General features: G+C 58.6%; 12 protein-coding genes and 1 pseudogene. 7 read left to right on the forward strand and 6 right to left on the reverse strand.

The window, feature by feature from the left end; all coding sequences use genetic code 11:
- Positions 1-196: 196 nt before the first annotated feature.
- From CAF73_RS13735 to CAF73_RS13750, 4 genes and pseudogenes are all read right to left on the reverse strand, one after another.
- Positions 197-2,599: a TonB-dependent receptor gene (locus CAF73_RS13735; protein WP_085702973.1), complete on the reverse strand. Its 2,403-nt coding sequence runs from the start codon at positions 2,597-2,599 to the stop codon at positions 197-199.
- A 68-nt stretch (positions 2,600-2,667) separates the two neighbouring features.
- On the reverse strand, positions 2,668-3,618 hold the full coding sequence (locus CAF73_RS13740; protein WP_139834837.1) for a FecR domain-containing protein: 951 nt from the start codon (positions 3,616-3,618) through the stop codon (positions 2,668-2,670).
- Entirely contained in the window at positions 3,615-4,124 is a 510-nt protein-coding gene (locus CAF73_RS13745) for a sigma-70 family RNA polymerase sigma factor (RefSeq protein WP_085702975.1), read from the reverse strand. Before CAF73_RS13745 ends, CAF73_RS13740 begins: the two co-directional genes overlap by 4 nt.
- 244 nt (positions 4,125-4,368) lie before the next feature.
- Positions 4,369-4,878 (reverse strand): annotated as a pseudogene (locus CAF73_RS13750) (LLM class flavin-dependent oxidoreductase); the annotation flags it as partial.
- Between the two features lie 117 nt (positions 4,879-4,995).
- On the opposite strand from CAF73_RS13750, the gene CAF73_RS13755 reads away from it, so the two are divergent.
- The 5 genes from CAF73_RS13755 (at position 4,996) to CAF73_RS13770 (ending at position 8,452) form a co-directional block, all read left to right on the forward strand.
- The gene (locus tag CAF73_RS13755; RefSeq protein ID WP_085702976.1) at positions 4,996-6,114 is read left to right on the forward strand and encodes an SMP-30/gluconolactonase/LRE family protein; all 1,119 of its coding nucleotides are present in this window, start codon (positions 4,996-4,998) and stop codon (positions 6,112-6,114) included.
- A gap of 263 nt (positions 6,115-6,377) precedes the next feature.
- A complete protein-coding gene (locus CAF73_RS30185) occupies positions 6,378-6,539 on the forward strand; it encodes a hypothetical protein (protein WP_176247733.1) in 162 nt (53 codons plus the stop codon).
- 321 nt (positions 6,540-6,860) lie between these two features.
- A complete protein-coding gene (locus CAF73_RS29810) occupies positions 6,861-7,166 on the forward strand; it encodes a hypothetical protein (protein WP_139834838.1) in 306 nt (101 codons plus the stop codon).
- A 94-nt stretch (positions 7,167-7,260) separates the two neighbouring features.
- Positions 7,261-8,244: a hypothetical protein gene (locus tag CAF73_RS13765; RefSeq protein WP_085702978.1), complete on the forward strand. Its 984-nt coding sequence runs from the start codon at positions 7,261-7,263 to the stop codon at positions 8,242-8,244.
- A 7-nt stretch (positions 8,245-8,251) separates the two neighbouring features.
- The gene (locus CAF73_RS13770; protein ID WP_085702979.1) at positions 8,252-8,452 is read left to right on the forward strand and encodes a hypothetical protein; all 201 of its coding nucleotides are present in this window, start codon (positions 8,252-8,254) and stop codon (positions 8,450-8,452) included.
- A gap of 24 nt (positions 8,453-8,476) precedes the next feature.
- On the opposite strand, the gene CAF73_RS13775 is transcribed toward CAF73_RS13770, so the two are convergent.
- Together CAF73_RS13775 and CAF73_RS13780 are read right to left on the reverse strand one after the other, a co-directional pair.
- Positions 8,477-9,136 (reverse strand): carbonic anhydrase, encoded by a 660-nt coding sequence (locus CAF73_RS13775; protein ID WP_085702980.1) that lies wholly within the window; start codon positions 9,134-9,136, stop codon positions 8,477-8,479.
- A 139-nt stretch (positions 9,137-9,275) separates the two neighbouring features.
- Entirely contained in the window at positions 9,276-11,063 is a 1,788-nt protein-coding gene (locus CAF73_RS13780; RefSeq protein ID WP_085702981.1) for a thiamine pyrophosphate-requiring protein, read from the reverse strand.
- A 349-nt stretch (positions 11,064-11,412) separates the two neighbouring features.
- Here CAF73_RS13780 and CAF73_RS13785 point away from each other — a divergent pair, with 349 nt between their 5' ends.
- Both CAF73_RS13785 and CAF73_RS13790 read left to right on the forward strand, forming a co-directional pair.
- Complete coding sequence (locus CAF73_RS13785; RefSeq protein ID WP_085702982.1) at positions 11,413-13,818, forward strand: glucose/quinate/shikimate family membrane-bound PQQ-dependent dehydrogenase; 2,406 nt, start codon at positions 11,413-11,415, stop codon at positions 13,816-13,818.
- 84 nt (positions 13,819-13,902) lie between these two features.
- On the forward strand, positions 13,903-15,201 hold the full coding sequence (locus tag CAF73_RS13790) for a carbohydrate porin (protein WP_085702983.1): 1,299 nt from the start codon (positions 13,903-13,905) through the stop codon (positions 15,199-15,201).
- Positions 15,202-15,238: the final 37 nt, after the last annotated feature.

The raw sequence follows: 15,238 nt of genomic DNA on the forward strand, positions 1-15,238 counted from the left end.
ACAAAATCAACTGATGCGCCATGATATGGCCATACTTTTATCATGCAACGCTCAACTTTTTATTATCTTTATTAGCAGTAATTCATTGCACAGTATCGGGATAACTACTGAATAGTGTTGTGCATAGAGTTCCTTGCTTCGTGAAATACCTTCAGAACATTCCTGCGCTGCCCTTCCATGGGCCAAGTTCCTCGTTTCAGAAGTCGACGGTTGCCGAAAGCAGATAGGTTCGTGGTGTCGAAAGCGTCAGCCCTGGCTCGCTGTCATCGGACGCACCGGCGGAGCTCCAGTAGCGTTTGTCCGCGACGTTTTCGATGTTGGCTCGCAGGGTGATGTTCTTTTCGTCGACCTTGAACGCGTAGCGCGCACCCACGTCGAAGCGCTCCCAGGCATCGATCTGCTTGTCGTTGGACTGATCCAGGTATTGCGAGCTCGAGTAGATGCCACGCCCGGTCAGGGTAAGGCCCTGGACGTTGGGCACGTCCCATTCCGCGCCGAGATTGACGTTGAATTTCGGGGTCGCCGGTGCACGGTTGCCATCGAAGGTGCCGTTGGTGGTGTGGGTCAACTCACTGTCGATGTACATGACACCGCCGAGCAGACGAAAACCCTGGAGGGGTTCGCCGAACACCGTCAGTTCCACGCCATCGTTCTGGCGTTTGCCGTTGGGGCCGAAGACCCGAGTCACCGCATTGGTCTCGTAGGCCGGTTGCTTGATCCGGAAGACTGCGGCGGTCAGGCCGAACGAACCGGCGTCATACTTTGCGCCAACCTCGACCTGTCGGCTGATAAACGGCGGGAAGATTTCGTCTTCGTTCACCGATGTTGACGGTGCGATCTTGCCTTGGCTCAGGCCTTCCATGTAGTTGGCGTACAGCGACAGTTTGTCGGTGGCCTTGAACAGGATGCCGCCGGATGGCGAGACTTTTTCTTCATCGTAGGCGGTGTCGCCTTTGACATCGTCGCTCCAGTCATCGACCTTCACCCTTTGCCAGCGGGCGCCCAGCGTCAGCAGCAAGCGATCATCGAAAAAGCCCATCGTGTCGGCGAGCGCTACACCACTGAAACGGTTTTCGGTATAGACCTTCGGATCCTGTCGCGTCGGACGCACCGGAGTTGGCGTTTCAACGGGGTTGTAGAGATTGCTCGGGGAGGCCGCATAGCGCGCACCACCGTTCTCGAAGTCCATGTAGAAGTAGCTGGCGGCGAGATTGATTTCATGGCTCACCGGCCCGGTATGGAACCAGTTGCGCACCCCGGCCGTAGCGGTACGGACGTTTTCGTCACGGGTGAAATCCCGAGGCTGGACGCTGAAGTCGCCTTTGTCGTTGGTGACCGCTACCGCGTGCCGAAGGAAATCATGATTGCTTTTGCGTACACCGACTCCGCCGTACAACAGGGTGGAATCATTGACGTCGAACTCGGCATTCACCGTTCCGAACGTATCCTTGGTACGGGCCTTACTCCAAGGCTGCGCATAGTTGTGTCTGACTTCACTGGCACTCGGGACGCGGGCATTAACACCGACCTGCACGCGCTCCTGCGGGGCGTCGGTATCACGTTCAGTACGGCCGACGTCGGTGGAAAGACGCAGGCGTTCACCGCGAAAATCCAGCCCCAGCACGGCCATGTCACGGTCGACGCTCTGATGATCCCACTCGGTGTCACCGGACTGCTTGACCCCATTGAATCGGAGGCCGAACTGATTGTCTTCGCCAAAGCGCCGCCCGACATCCACGGCGCCGCCAATTTGGTTGTTGGACGCGTAATTGGCGGTCAGCGAAGTGATCGGCTTGTCGGTTGCGCGCTTGGGCACCACGTTGATGCCGCCGCCGACGCTGCCCCGTGGCGAAATGCCGTTGATGAGCTGGGTCGGGCCTTTGAGGATGTCGACGCGGTCAGCCATTTCCATGTCGATCGTGTAAGTCGGCAAGACCCCGTACAGACCGTTGTACGCCACATCGCTGTTGAACAGACTGAAACCGCGAATGGTGAACTGCTCGTAACGGCCGCCGGCCGGGTTGGTGGCGCGGACCGAGGGATCACTGGCAATCAGGTCACCCAGGGTGCGGGCCTGCTGGTTCTTGACCGCCTCGCTCGTGTAGGTGGTCATGCTGAACGGCGTTTCCATGAAATCGCGGGAGCCCAATAGGCCTTGCGAACCACGGCGCGCCACCTGGCCACCCGCATACACGTCGCCGCCGGTTTCGTCGTTGGCGCCGAGAATCGAAGTCGGTGCGAGTTGCAGGCTGCTGCCTTCCGGTGCCGGCATCAGGATATATGCCTGCTCGCCGACCGGCTGCAGTTGCAGGCCGGAGCCCGCGAGCAAACGGGCGAAGCCTTCCTCGACACCATACTCGCCGGACAGGCCGTTGCTGCTGCGACCGCTGACCAGCGCCGGATCCACCGACAGGTTGACCCCGGCCAGCCCGGCAAACCGGGTCAGTGCGACGCTCAGACTGCCGGCGGGCACCTGATAGCTGCGACGAGCGGCCTCGTCCGCCCAGCTCACCGGCATCAAGAATGGACTGGCACTCAGGCTCAGCATGAGGCTCAACTGCAACAACGGACGCAAACGACTCGGGAATACTGCGGGCATTGGAAGAAGCTCTCGTTTTTTGTTCACTTACCTGGAATGACCGGCGAGGCGAAAAAAAGGGACAGGCTTCAGGCAATATTTTTTCGAGGAACCAGCGTGACCCAGAATCGGGTGCGCGATTGCACGTCCAGCGGCAGGCTGGCGGCCAGCAGTGACAGGATGCGGTCGGTGTTGTCGAGGCGGAAACTGCCGGTAACCCGCAAGCTTTCAAGCGCAGGTTCCCAACGCAAAAGGCCGGGGCGATAACGACCGAGTTCACGCAGGAACTCACCGAGCGGCTGATTCTGTGCCATCAGCACCCCGTCACGCCAGCCGGGCAGCAGCGCATCGAACGCACCGACGGCCCCTGCACCATTGGCCTGCAGGCGCACTTGCTGTCCGGCGTTCAGTAACATTTCAGGGCCTTGCAGCGGTTGCAGGCGCACCGCACCGCTGACGACCGACACGCGGCAATCGCGCTCGTTGAGACGCACGCACACTTCACTGCGACTGACGATGATCCGGCCATAAGGCGCCTGAATGGTCAGTGGTGCGGTTCCGGGTACGTTGAGCGCCATTTCGCCGCGCACCAAGGTCAGCAGGCGAGCACCGAGGTCGATGTTCACGGCACTGGCGGTATTGAGTTGCAAGGTACTGCCGTCGGCCAGGGGAATGCGTTTGTGTTCGCCGGTGCCGGTCTGCAAGTCGGCGCGCCAGACATCCAGCGGGAGCTGACGCCCGATCAGCCATGCAGTCGGCACCAGCGCCGTCACCCCAAGCGCCCGTTTGAGTGCGGCACGGCGAGCAGGATCAGGACGATCAAGCGTGGCCATCGCCAATACCGACGGCAAGCCGAAAAAACGCTGACGCAGCATCTGCGCCTTTTGCCAGGCATGCTCATGACTACTATGGCTGTTGCGCCAGTTCTGCAGGCGCGCCTGATCGTCCTGGGTAGCCTCGCCGGACTCCAGCAATGTCAGCCACTGCGCAGCCGCCCGTGCAATCTCGCGGGCTTCGCTGGAGGGTGCCGCGCGCATCACCAGTCCACCAGCAGGCAATGCTCATAGGCTTGGGCCATGTAGCGTTTGACCGTACGTTCGGAAACTTGTAGGCGTTCGGCGATTTCGCGATAGCCCAGGCCTTCGAGCTGGCTCCACAGAAATGCGCGACGAACTTCCCGGGGCAAACCGTCGAGAAGTTCATCGAGCGCCTGGAGGGTTTCGAACACTACCCAGCGCTGCTCGGGGGACGGGACACAGTCTTCAGGCAAGTGGGCCAACGCGTCCAGATAAGCTTTTTCCAGACTGCGTCGGGTATAGAAATTACTCAGCAGGCGTTTGCCGACGGTCAACAGATAGGCGCGCGGTTCGCGCATTTCGGCGACGGGTTGTGAACTGCACAACACCCGCATGAACGTGTCCTGACTCAGATCCGCCGCATCCCACGCGTTGCCCATGCGCTTTCGCAGCCAGTTTTCCAGCCAGCCTCGGTGGTCTCGGTACAAGGTGTGTAGGCTGTGCTCCGGTGGCGTCGCTGCTTCAATCATCTCAAGAGACCCTGCGCGAAGGATATAAATGAGACTGATTCTAATTAATATTTCACTGCGAAACCAACCCCTTTTCTGTTGGATAAATCGCAAATTTCGGTAGGAACACGGCTCAGGAAGGCGCAAAGCCCCGAATTTTTTCCTACACACCCGGCACGGCCACCAAAGCCGCGACGACCTCGCTCGACCCGCTGGCGCACCTGTTCCCTGCGCAGCGCTGGAATAACAGATGCTGAGTGTCAGCCTAAAGCGCCTTGTCGAAGCGGAACGAAGCCCCATAAACCGAGGCAGGCAGGTGATTGGAGTGATCTGCCCTTAACCGCGAACGGAAGGTGCCGCTTTGTGGCTGATTCCGGTACAGCCCACGCTTTTGCAGTTCGGGAATGACCAGTTCGACAAAGTCCTCAAGACTGCCTGGGCTGATCAGCGGGTTGAGCATATAGCCACTGGTGCCGGATATTCGCGCGTGCTCTTCGATGCGATCGGCGACTTGCTGCGGTGTACCGACCAGAATCAGGTCGCTGCCACGAGTAACGCTGGCGAAGCGCTTTTTCACATCACCCGCCGTCAGCGGCTGACCACTGCCATCGGGGCGCATCACGTAAGAGGTCAGGCCTTCGGTGTGCATCGATAGTGCATCGCTGTCGGCGTAGCGGCTGATGTCGATGCCGGTGTCGCCGGCGTAACTGACCAGTTGTGCCTGCAAGTGATAGGTGCTTTGCAACTCGTCGTATTTACGCTGGGCTTCGATTTCGGGCGAAGGCCTTAATCTCCAAGCCCGACCAGACTTGGATAACAAATCACTTGTACGATGTCCTATCACGGGCTATTACTGCGTCTCCAAAAAAAATAAAACCATGGAGATCGCTACATGGGCTCATCCCTGTCCGCCATGCCTGACAACCTCGAACAGGTAAAAGGCAATACACGCCGCAGCTTCCTGAAGAAGTCCCTCGCTGTTTCCGCCACGCTCGCCACCGGCAGCGCCTTGCTGCCCAGTTTCTCTGAAGCTGCCGAACCGTTGAGTCAACGCTACCCGGATCCACTGATTCATATCCTCGACGACAGCTTCCTCGACCTGCGTATTTTCAACGCTAGTGTGGAAAAACTCGCCACCGGCATGCGCTGGGCCGAAGGACCGGTCTGGGTCGGTGATGGCCGCTATTTGCTGGTCAGCGACATCCCCAATAATCGCATCATGCGTTGGGATGAAATCACCGAGACCTTCACCGTGTACCGTGAACACTCGAACTTCTCCAACGGAATGTGCCGGGATCGCCAAGGGCGTCTTATCGTCTGCGAAGGCTCTACCACCACCAGCGAAGGCCGCCGCGTCACACGCACCGAATACAACGGCACGATCACCGTGCTGGCCGACAGCTTTGATGGCAAGCCCTTCAACTCGCCCAACGACATCGTCTGCAAAAGTGACGGATCGATCTGGTTCACCGACCCGCCATTCCAGACCGGCAACAATTACGAAGGCCACAAAATCACCCCGAGCCAACCCCACGCCGTTTACCGCATCGATGGTGAGAGCAGAAAGGTCACTCGGGTGATCGACGACCTTAACGGCCCTAATGGCCTGTGCTTCAGTCCCGACGAAAAAACCCTGTATGTCGTCGAAGGCCGCGCCAAACCCAATCGCTTGATCTGGGCAATTGCCGTGAACGAAGACGGCACACTGGGCGAGCGCCGCAAGCACATCGAGGGGCTGGACTACGCGGCAATCGACGGTATCAAGTGCGACGAAGCGGGCAACCTGTGGTGCGGCTGGGGCGGCAATGGTGATCCCAGGGCCGATCTGGAAAAACTCGACGGCGTGCGTGTTTTCAATCCACAGGGCAAGGCCATCGGCCATATTTCGCTGCCAGAGCGCTGCCCGAACCTGTGCTTCGGGGGGCGCGAAGGGAACAGGTTGTTCATGGCAAGTAGTCACTCGATCTACTCGCTTTTTGTGAATACTCGCGGGACTACGTTTGCTGTGTAAAAACGCCGTTCATCTCGCGATCGCTTCGTGAGCATCGAAACAATATCTCGCCGCGCAGCCAGGGATGCGAGCCGTGCGACTGGCGTATGCCACTGGCGAATGGAGTCTTCAAGGAATGTTGGGAAGATCATTCTGACAATGCACCCGGAAGATTCGCCGTAACACACCAGCAGCGTTCAAGGATGAACATTCATTCATCGAAAACAGGCTTCGATGCGTCTATTCTGCGGGTTACGACATAGTGACTACAGGAGTAACCCACCATGTTCTCGCACGAAAGCCTCCCGCTGATCATCCTCTTCACCATCCTGCTGATTGGCATACTGACCGCCATCCTCCATCCCGTACATGCGTTCCATAGCTGGCTTCAGAGACGCCGGAAAAGATCATCCGCCGAAGTTGTCAGCAAGGCGGATTCACGCTGACGTGCAAAACTGGCCCGGATGAATCCGGGCCTTTTTCAGCGTGCAGGCAATGGCGCCAGGCAGTGCGGATCAATATTCGCCCCTCTCCCCTCTACACAAGAAAAGCTTCACGCTGTGAAGTGAGTCTTCCTCTCTACACGAAAAAATGCCGCTTCATTGTCAGATGGCATTTTTCCGCCTATCTTGATTAAAACCTATACAAACTTATTAGCCGCGTACAATTTCTTTTACTACGGATACGCTCCCACGCGAGATTCCGTCACGAGTCACCTTAATGAGACGCCTATAACCCTGTACGCGCCCCTCACTGCGTACAAGAAAATGCTTCGAACGTTCTCCCTCAACACCTGCAATCAGGAAGTAAGGCAATGTCTCGATTGGGACCTGCTGACTGATCGCTTTGCCGTCGACGAAGGCTTTGCCCAGGTGTTCAACCTCGACCCGAGCCTGGGGCGCGAGGGCCTCAGCCTCGAACAAGTGATCACCAGCGTGCACCCCGACGATCGGGATGCGCTGACCACGGCGGAGTGGCCGCTCATAGCCGATGGCTGCCGGGCGCATCTCCGCATCTTCGGCAAGTGTCAGACAATGAGAGATAATCCTGGGGGGCGTGGCCGTGGTGAATGAGCTCGGCCAATCGACGTGAGCGTGACGTGATTATCCTGCGGACTGACATATGAACATCTGACATCGTCCGCTAGTTAAATATCGAGTGAAAATTTTGGACACCATTTCAAGCAACGACGATATCGAAGATTACATCGGATTTTATGATGAAAAAGGGTTCTGGGTTGAGGACTGGTTGGATGTCGACGATCCGACTGACCGCCGCAAGCTGAATGGCATTATTCCCGACCCGGTGATTTGGCACCGCACACCGAAATTTTCAGCGGTCATCTGCGTCGACGGGCTGATGCTGCTTCATATTAGTGAATTAGCGAAGACCCGCCCGTCCATGAGCGACCCTGACCAGATTGCAGAAGCCGTTCAATGGTGGGACGAACATATGGATTATGCCAATGTGATGCAGCTTTACATTGAGTCTGAATCCATCGCCTGCCCTGACTCCGGAGAAATTTCGTTCTGTGCGGTATCGATGGAGGATACCTGCCGTGTCGGCTTTATCGGACAAAACCCTGTGCGGAAAAATCACACGAACAAATTATCTTTGATGGCTGCAAGATGCACATCATTCATAAGCACCTATTCGACACCCTCCCACGACATTGGGACATGGTCAAGTTTCACAAAGGTGAAGGCTGCTACGATCAAAAACGCATTGCAGCATTTTGAACAAGCCATCGAAAACCCGGAACTAATTAAGCGACTCGCTTTGATCGCCAAAGCAAAGTTCGCATTCAGCAACCATGACTTCAGAGGATCGTTCACGATGATCTGGTTTGTTGTCGAGTCCTCTCTCAAGCAGTTATGGGACTTACACAAAACGGTTCACAACTCAAAAAAACCGACTGTAGGCGACATGCTCAAAAACTTAAACAGCAGCGGTACAATCAGTCCAGATTTGTTCGCCCTCCTGGACGACCTCCGAGATCGTGTACGCAACAAACTAATGCATCAACCCGTTACAACCGTCTGCATGCCTTTGGATTGCCACAAAGTGGCTGATGGCGCGATGGGTTTATTGAAAACAATTGGGGGTGTTCCGGATCTGATAATCAAATTGAATTATAAAGTCGAATTTTGACTTAACGATGAAATTCGGCACACCTGCCCTGCTGCCCGTTCTTCAGATTGCGACCAACCAAACCTTTGCACAGGATGGCGGTGATCGCGTATCAGCACGACACCAAGCGATCCTGATACAAGCCCGTGAGGCCTCCGCCCGCAAAAATGACGAGGCGGTGGCCAGCCAAGACATCAAACCCGTCAACCCGACCTGCTCGGCCAGATGATCGAAGAGTGCCGATGCGTCGCTGTTACACGTGATCAACGTTGCGCGCAGCAACGGCAACTGTGGTCGGTGAATCGGAAAGTTTGACGAAACGCCGAGTGGCGCCATCCAGCGCATCGATGCAACCTGCCTCGATGTCATAGACCCAGCCATGCAGATTCAAACTTCCCTGCTCGAGCGCGAGCGCCACCGATGGATGAGTGCGCAGGTTTGCCAATTGTGCAATCACGTTTTCGCGAACGAGGCCGTCGAGCTTGTCACGTGGCGTATCGAATTCATGTGCGGCGTTGATCGCTTTCGCCGCATCCGAGTGACGAAGCCAGTTGGCAACGGCCGGAAGATGATCCAGACAGGTGCAGCGTGAAATCGCGCCCATCGCCCCGCAATCCGAATGGCCGCAAATCACGATGTCCTTTACGCCGAGCACGGCGACCGCATATTCGACAGTGGCCGAAACCCCACCCGGTTCAGGTCCGTACGACGGCACGATGTTGCCGGCGTTGCGGATCACGAATAGCTCGCCCGGTTCGCGCTGTGTGAGGAGTTCAGGCACTACACGACTGTCCGAGCACGTGACGAACAGCGCCTTGGGGTTCTGTTCTGTCGCGAGCTGCTTGAAAAGCTCGACGCGCTGTGGATACACCTCGCGCTGAAAACGCAGAAAGCCATCAATAATGTCACGCATGGAATCCTCCAAATCAAACTGCCGGATACCGACACGAGTACTCGACATGCCCTCGTGCCGCAATGGTGCTCATTATTGCAGACCTCACGCGCATTGGATGTATTCAATCCACGACGGGTGAGGCGGCTCCTGACGGAACTCATTTTTTGCGCGGAAGCACAGCCCCCAACACCTGTTTGGCGGTTTGCACGACAATCCCCGCCTCGTCCGGATCCCCCTTGAGCAACGTGGTGGCGAACTTCTTCGCTTGTTCGAGCTTGATATGCGGAGGAAGCGGTGGAACGTTGGGGTCGGTCTTGAATTCGATCAGCACGGGGACATCCGAAGCCAGCGCCTGCTCCCACGCGGCGGCCACGTCGTCTTCGCGGTCGACGAATATGCCTTTCAGCCCAATGGAGATGGCGAACAGGTGATAAGGAACATCGGGAATGCTCTGCGACGCTTCGAACTTCGGATCCCCCTCCATGACCCGTTGCTCCCAAGTCACCTGATTGAGGTCTTCATTGTTGAAGACGGCGCAGATCCATTTGGGGCTTGCCCACTGCCGCCAATATTTGGCCACGGTGATCAACTCCGCCATATTGCTCATCTGCATCGCGCCATCGCCCACCAGCGCGATCACGGGACGCTCCGGGAACGCGAATTTGGCCGCAATCGCATAAGGCACAGCGGCGCCCATCGAGGCCAGGCCGCCAGACAGGGAACACTTCATGCCGCGCCGCACTTTCAGATCGCGGGCGTACCAGTTGGCGCAAGAGCCGGAATCGCTGGTGATGATCGAAAGTTCCGGCAGACGTGGCGACAGTTCGAACACCACCCGTTGCGGATTGACGGGATCGGCCTTGGCCATGGCGCGTTTTTCCAGGGTTTTCTCCCAGGAAGCACGCCAGCCTTCGACCTTTTTGCGCCATCTGCGTGACGTTTTGTGCTCAAGCAATGGCAACAGTGCAGCGAGGGTTTCCCCGGCGTCACCTACCAGATTGACCTCCATGGGGTAGCGCAAGCTAAGCATGTCGGGTTGCAAATCGATCTGCACCCCGCGTGCCTGACCTTCCTTTGGCAGAAATTCAGAATACGGAAACCCGGAGCCGATCATCAGCAAGGTGTCGCATTCGGTCATCAACTTGTAGCTGGGTTCGGTGCCCAGCAAACCGATGCTGCCCGTGACCCAGGGCAGTTCGTCCGGCAGTACCGCTTTACCGAGAAGCGCCTTGGCGACACCGGCGCCAAGCTTTTCCGCCACGGCGATGACCTGGTCGGTTGCCTGCAACGCACCGGCCCCCACCAGAATCGCCACTTTTTCGCCTGCATTCAGAACCTCGGCGGCACGTTGCAGATCCGCGTCATAAGGCACGACTTTCGGTTTGGTATAGCCCACCCCGGAATGCACAGTGCCATGGGTTCGTCCCGGAGCTTCATATTCGATGTCCTGCAAGTCGTTGGGCAGGATGATTGCCGTGACGCGCCGCTCACCGACAGCCGTGCGTACCGCCCTGTCGATCAAGTGGCGAACCTGTGCCGGGGCTGACGCCTGTTGCACGAAGGCACCGGCCACATCCTTGAACATCGACAGCAGGTCGAGCTCCTGTTGATAGTGACCACCGAGTGCCGCGCGGGCCTGTTGACCCACAATCGCCAGCACGGGTACGTGATCCATGCGCGCGTCGTAGAGTCCCGTGATCAGATGTGAGGCACCAGGGCCTGACGTGGCGATACATACCCCCAGCTCGCCGGTGAACTTGGCATGCGCCGAGGCCATGAACGCGGCCATCTCTTCGTGCCGCGCTTGAATGAATTCGATCTTTCCCCGCGCCCGGCTCAGTGCGCCGAAAACGCCGTTGATGCCGTCGCCCGGATACCCAAAAAACCGCGTCACGCCCCACTCGCTCAGTCGCTCGACCAGAAAATCGCCTACAGTCATTGTCATGTCGTTTTCGCCTTCACCCAGTGCATGTAAAGGACTGGACAGTCCGGCGGACGGCGAAGTTCGTGTGGATGTCGAGCCCCTCCATCAAGTGACGCATGGGCTGATTGCAATCCTGCTTGAGGTTGCTCCGGGCATCAGCAGTTATCTGTAGCTGTCACAAATTCCATTTCTGCTGACACAAAGGCGAATTTTTACCGCCCCTTGGACATTGGCGTGGAGCCCGCTGGCTGCGCTTTCGGTGCTAGAGCACGCCATTGAGCAGCAAACTACACTTCATTCTGAATTAGTGATTTAACTAGGTAGTTACCTAACTATATAATGCCCCCCTCATTTCAACGGGACATTCAACGTGAAGCAGAGTCAACGCCTCTCGGGCATATCAACATTCATTCTGGTCGGGCTGGGCGTGATCATCGCCCTGCTCGGCCTGGCACTGGCCGCTGGCGGTGTGAAATTGGTCAGCCTGGGAGGCTCTTGGTACTTCCTGGTCGGCGGTCTGGCGATGGCCGTTTCCGGTCTGCTGATCGCCCGCCGCAAGCCTGCCGGCGCCTGGCTGTTTGCGGCGTTCCTGCTGGGGACGGCGATCTGGGCAGTGATCGATGCAGGGCTGGTGTTCTGGCCGGTGTTCTCGCGTCTGTTCATGTTCAGCGCCGTGGGCCTGGTGGTCGCGCTGGTCTACCCGATGCTCAAACGCGCCGATGGCGGCGTCGCGGGTCGCGGTGCTTACGGTGTTGCGGCTGTTCTGGCGGTTGGACTGGCGGTGGCCGCGGGCAACATGTTCGTTACGCACCCGACCGTCGCGCCTACCGGTACTGGCCCGGGCCTGACGCCAGTGGAGCCGGAAAAGGCGCAGAAAGACTGGGCGCACTACGGTAATACCGAGGGCGGCAGTCGCTTCGCTGCGCTGGACCAGATCAATCGCAGCAACGTCGACAAATTGAAAGTCGCGTGGACCTACCACACCGGCGACATCGCCGAAAGCGACGGCAACGGGGCCGAAGACCAGCTGACTCCACTGCAGATCGGCAACAAAGTCTTCATCTGCACCCCGCACAACAACTTGATCGCGCTGGATGCCGACACCGGTAAAGAACTCTGGAAAAACGCGATCAACGCTCAGTCCAAAGTCTGGCAGCGTTGCCGTGGCATGGCCTACTTCGATGCCAGCGCAGCCGTCGCCAAACCGGCCGGTTCGCCTGTCACCGAGCCCCCGGCCGCTTCTGCTGCCAACTGCACCCGTCGTTTGCTGACCAACACCATCGACGCCCGCCTGATCGCAGTCGATGCCGACACCGGCGAGTTCTGCCAGGGTTTCGGCAACAACGGCCAGGTTGATCTGAAGGCCGGTCTGGGCGATGTGCCCGACAGCTACTATCAATTGTCATCCGCGCCGCTGATGGCCGGCACCACCGTGGTGGTTGGCGGTCGTGTGGCCGACAACGTGCAGACCGACATGCCGGGCGGCGTGATCCGTGGTTTCGACGTGATGACCGGTGCCATGCGCTGGGCGTTCGACCCGGGCAATCCGCAGGATAAAAAGGCACCGGCCGATGGCAAAACCTATGTTCGCAGCACGCCGAACAGCTGGGCGCCGATGTCCTATGACCCGGCAACCAACACAATCTTCCTGCCAATGGGCAGTTCGTCCACCGACATCTATGGGGTCGAGCGCAGCAAACTGGATCACACCTACGGCGCCTCGATCCTGGCGCTGGACGCCAACAGCGGCGAAGAAAAGTGGGTCTACCAGACCGTGCACAACGATCTCTGGGACTTCGACCTGCCGATGCAGCCAAGCCTGATCGACTTCACCAAAGACGGCAAAACCGTGCCCGCGGTGGTGATCGGCACCAAGGCCGGACAGATTTACGTGCTCGACCGTGCCACCGGCAAACCGCTGACCGACGTTAAAGAAGTACCGGTCAAGGCGTCGAACATTCCAAACGAACCCTACTCGCCAACCCAGCCGAAATCGGTAGGCATGCCGCAGATCGGTGCCCAGCACCTGACCGAGTCGGACATGTGGGGCGCAACCCCGTACGACCAGTTGCTGTGCCGGATCGATTTCAAGTCGATGCGCTACGACGGTCTGTACACCGCGCCAGGCACTGACAAATCCCTGAGCTTCCCGGGCTCGCTGGGCGGCATGAACTGGGGCAGCATCTCGACTGACCCGGTGCACGGCTTCATCTTCGTCAACGACATGCGCCTGGGGCTGTGGATTCAGATGATCCCGTCGCAGAACAAGGGCCAGGCAACTTCCGGTGGCGAAGCGTTGAACACCGGTATGGGCGCTGTGCCGCTGAAAGGTACGCCGTACGCGGTCAACAAGAACCGCTTCCTGTCGGTCGCCGGCATTCCTTGCCAGGCCCCGCCGTTCGGCACCCTGACCGCCATCGACATGAAAACCCAAAAAGTCGCCTGGCAAGTTCCGGTCGGTACCGTTGAAGACACCGGCCCGCTGGGCATCCGCATGCACCTGCCGATCAAGATCGGTCTGCCAACCCTCGGCGGCACCCTGTCGACCCAGGGCGGCCTGATCTTTATCGCCGGCACCCAGGACTTCTACCTGCGCGCGTACAACAGCGGCAACGGTGAAGAAATCTGGAAAGCCCGCCTGCCGGTCGGCAGCCAGGGCGGCCCGATGACGTATGTGTCGCCGAAAACCGGCAAGCAATACGTGGTCATCACTGCCGGTGGTGCTCGTCAGTCCACCGATCGCGGCGACTACGTCATGGCGTACGCGCTGCCGTAAACCGCAGCGCCCTCCTTTATTTCACTTGTGCGCGGCGCCTTCGGGTGCCGCGTCGTTTTATGTCCTTCGCTCTGGATTTGCGCAATGTCATTGGCTGTTCGCTTTTCTCACGCCGGCGTATTCACCGGCATGCTGTTCGGTCTCACCTGCGGCGCTGCCCTGCCCGCTTTCGCCGATAGCGATTCGAACGTTTTTACCCGCAACACACTGACCGGCGACTGGGGCGGACTGCGCCACCAGTTCGACGAAGACGGCATCAAGTTCACCGGCGACTACACCGGCGAAACCGCCTACAACGCCGACGGTGGCCTGCATCGCTCGGCGCGCTACTCGCAAAACATCAAGCTCGGCGCGCAGTTCGACCTGAGCAAACTGTACGGCGTCGAAAACGCCGGGAAGATCCAGCTGAGCATCAACGACCGACGCGGCAACAGTGCCTCCGAAGATCTGGTCGGCAACCGTTTGCCCATCCAGGAAAACTACGGTGGCCTCTACACGCGCCTGACCGAACTCAGTTACGAACGCAGCCTGTTTACCCCGGCTCTGAACGTCAAACTCGGCTACATGGCCATGGGCAACGACCTCGGCGGTCTCGACAGTGGCATTCTCTGCAACTTCATGAACGCCGGTTTCTGCGGCCATCCGCTAAACATGTCCGGTGGCAGCGGCTGGACCAACTACCCCAACGCCCACCTGGGTGTGCGGGTGAAATACGACCTCTCCCCGGCCTGGCAACTGCGGGTGGCCGCGTTCAATGTCGACCCGCAAAGCAATGGCAATTCCAGCCGTGCCTGGCACCTGGGCCCGAAACACACCACCGGCACCGTGGTGCCGATCGAACTGGTCTACAAGAAGGCGGGCAAACTGCCGGGCGAGTACAAGGTCGGTTATTACTACGACAGCTCCGACGTCAAACGCATCGGCAGTGACAAGGAAGTGTCCGGACGCGGCGGCCATTACGTCCTGATCGACCAGGCCGTCTGGGCCTCGGACGCCTCCGAAGGCCGCAGCCTGCACGCTTTCGGCCAATACTCGGCGGCCAGCGAAGCCGCGTCGCCATTCAGCAAGTGGTACGGCACCGGGCTGGTTCTGTACAAACCGTTCGAAGGCCGCCCGCGTGACACCGTGGCGCTGGGCTACGGCCGCGCAGTGCCGAACCCGCGCAGCCGTGATGTGCAGCAAGACGCGGCGCTGGACAGTGGCGCAGCGTTTCCAAACCTGGACAGCGCCGAGCAATTGATCGAACTCGGTTACGGCTATCAGGCCACGCCTTGGCTGACGCTGCGCCCGAATATGCAGTACATCATCGAGCCGGGCGCGTTTTCCGGACAGGACATCGACAATGCACTGGTGTTTGGATTGCAGGTGAAAGCCGCGCTCTGATACCGACGTTTAGCGACCACAAAAAAAGCACCCGGAC

The sequence above is a fragment of the Pseudomonas sp. B15(2017) genome, assembly GCF_002113215.1.
In the GTDB taxonomy this organism is placed as follows: domain Bacteria; phylum Pseudomonadota; class Gammaproteobacteria; order Pseudomonadales; family Pseudomonadaceae; genus Aquipseudomonas.

Excerpts from the sequence above, each read along its gene's own strand:
- CAF73_RS13735 (WP_085702973.1), bottom strand. The coding sequence starts at position 2,599 with ATGCCCGCAGTATTCCCGAGTCGTTTGCGTCCGTTGTTGCAGTTGAGC.
- CAF73_RS29810 (WP_139834838.1), top strand. The coding sequence starts at position 6,861 with ATGCTTCGAACGTTCTCCCTCAACACCTGCAATCAGGAAGTAAGGCAA.
- CAF73_RS13770 (WP_085702979.1), top strand. The coding sequence starts at position 8,252 with ATGAAATTCGGCACACCTGCCCTGCTGCCCGTTCTTCAGATTGCGACC.
- CAF73_RS13790 (WP_085702983.1), top strand. The coding sequence starts at position 13,903 with ATGTCATTGGCTGTTCGCTTTTCTCACGCCGGCGTATTCACCGGCATG.
- CAF73_RS30185 (WP_176247733.1), top strand. The coding sequence starts at position 6,378 with ATGTTCTCGCACGAAAGCCTCCCGCTGATCATCCTCTTCACCATCCTG.
- CAF73_RS13775 (WP_085702980.1), bottom strand. The coding sequence starts at position 9,136 with ATGCGTGACATTATTGATGGCTTTCTGCGTTTTCAGCGCGAGGTGTAT.
- CAF73_RS13780 (WP_085702981.1), bottom strand. The coding sequence starts at position 11,063 with ATGACAATGACTGTAGGCGATTTTCTGGTCGAGCGACTGAGCGAGTGG.
- CAF73_RS13745 (WP_085702975.1), bottom strand. The coding sequence starts at position 4,124 with ATGATTGAAGCAGCGACGCCACCGGAGCACAGCCTACACACCTTGTAC.
- CAF73_RS13755 (WP_085702976.1), top strand. The coding sequence starts at position 4,996 with ATGGGCTCATCCCTGTCCGCCATGCCTGACAACCTCGAACAGGTAAAA.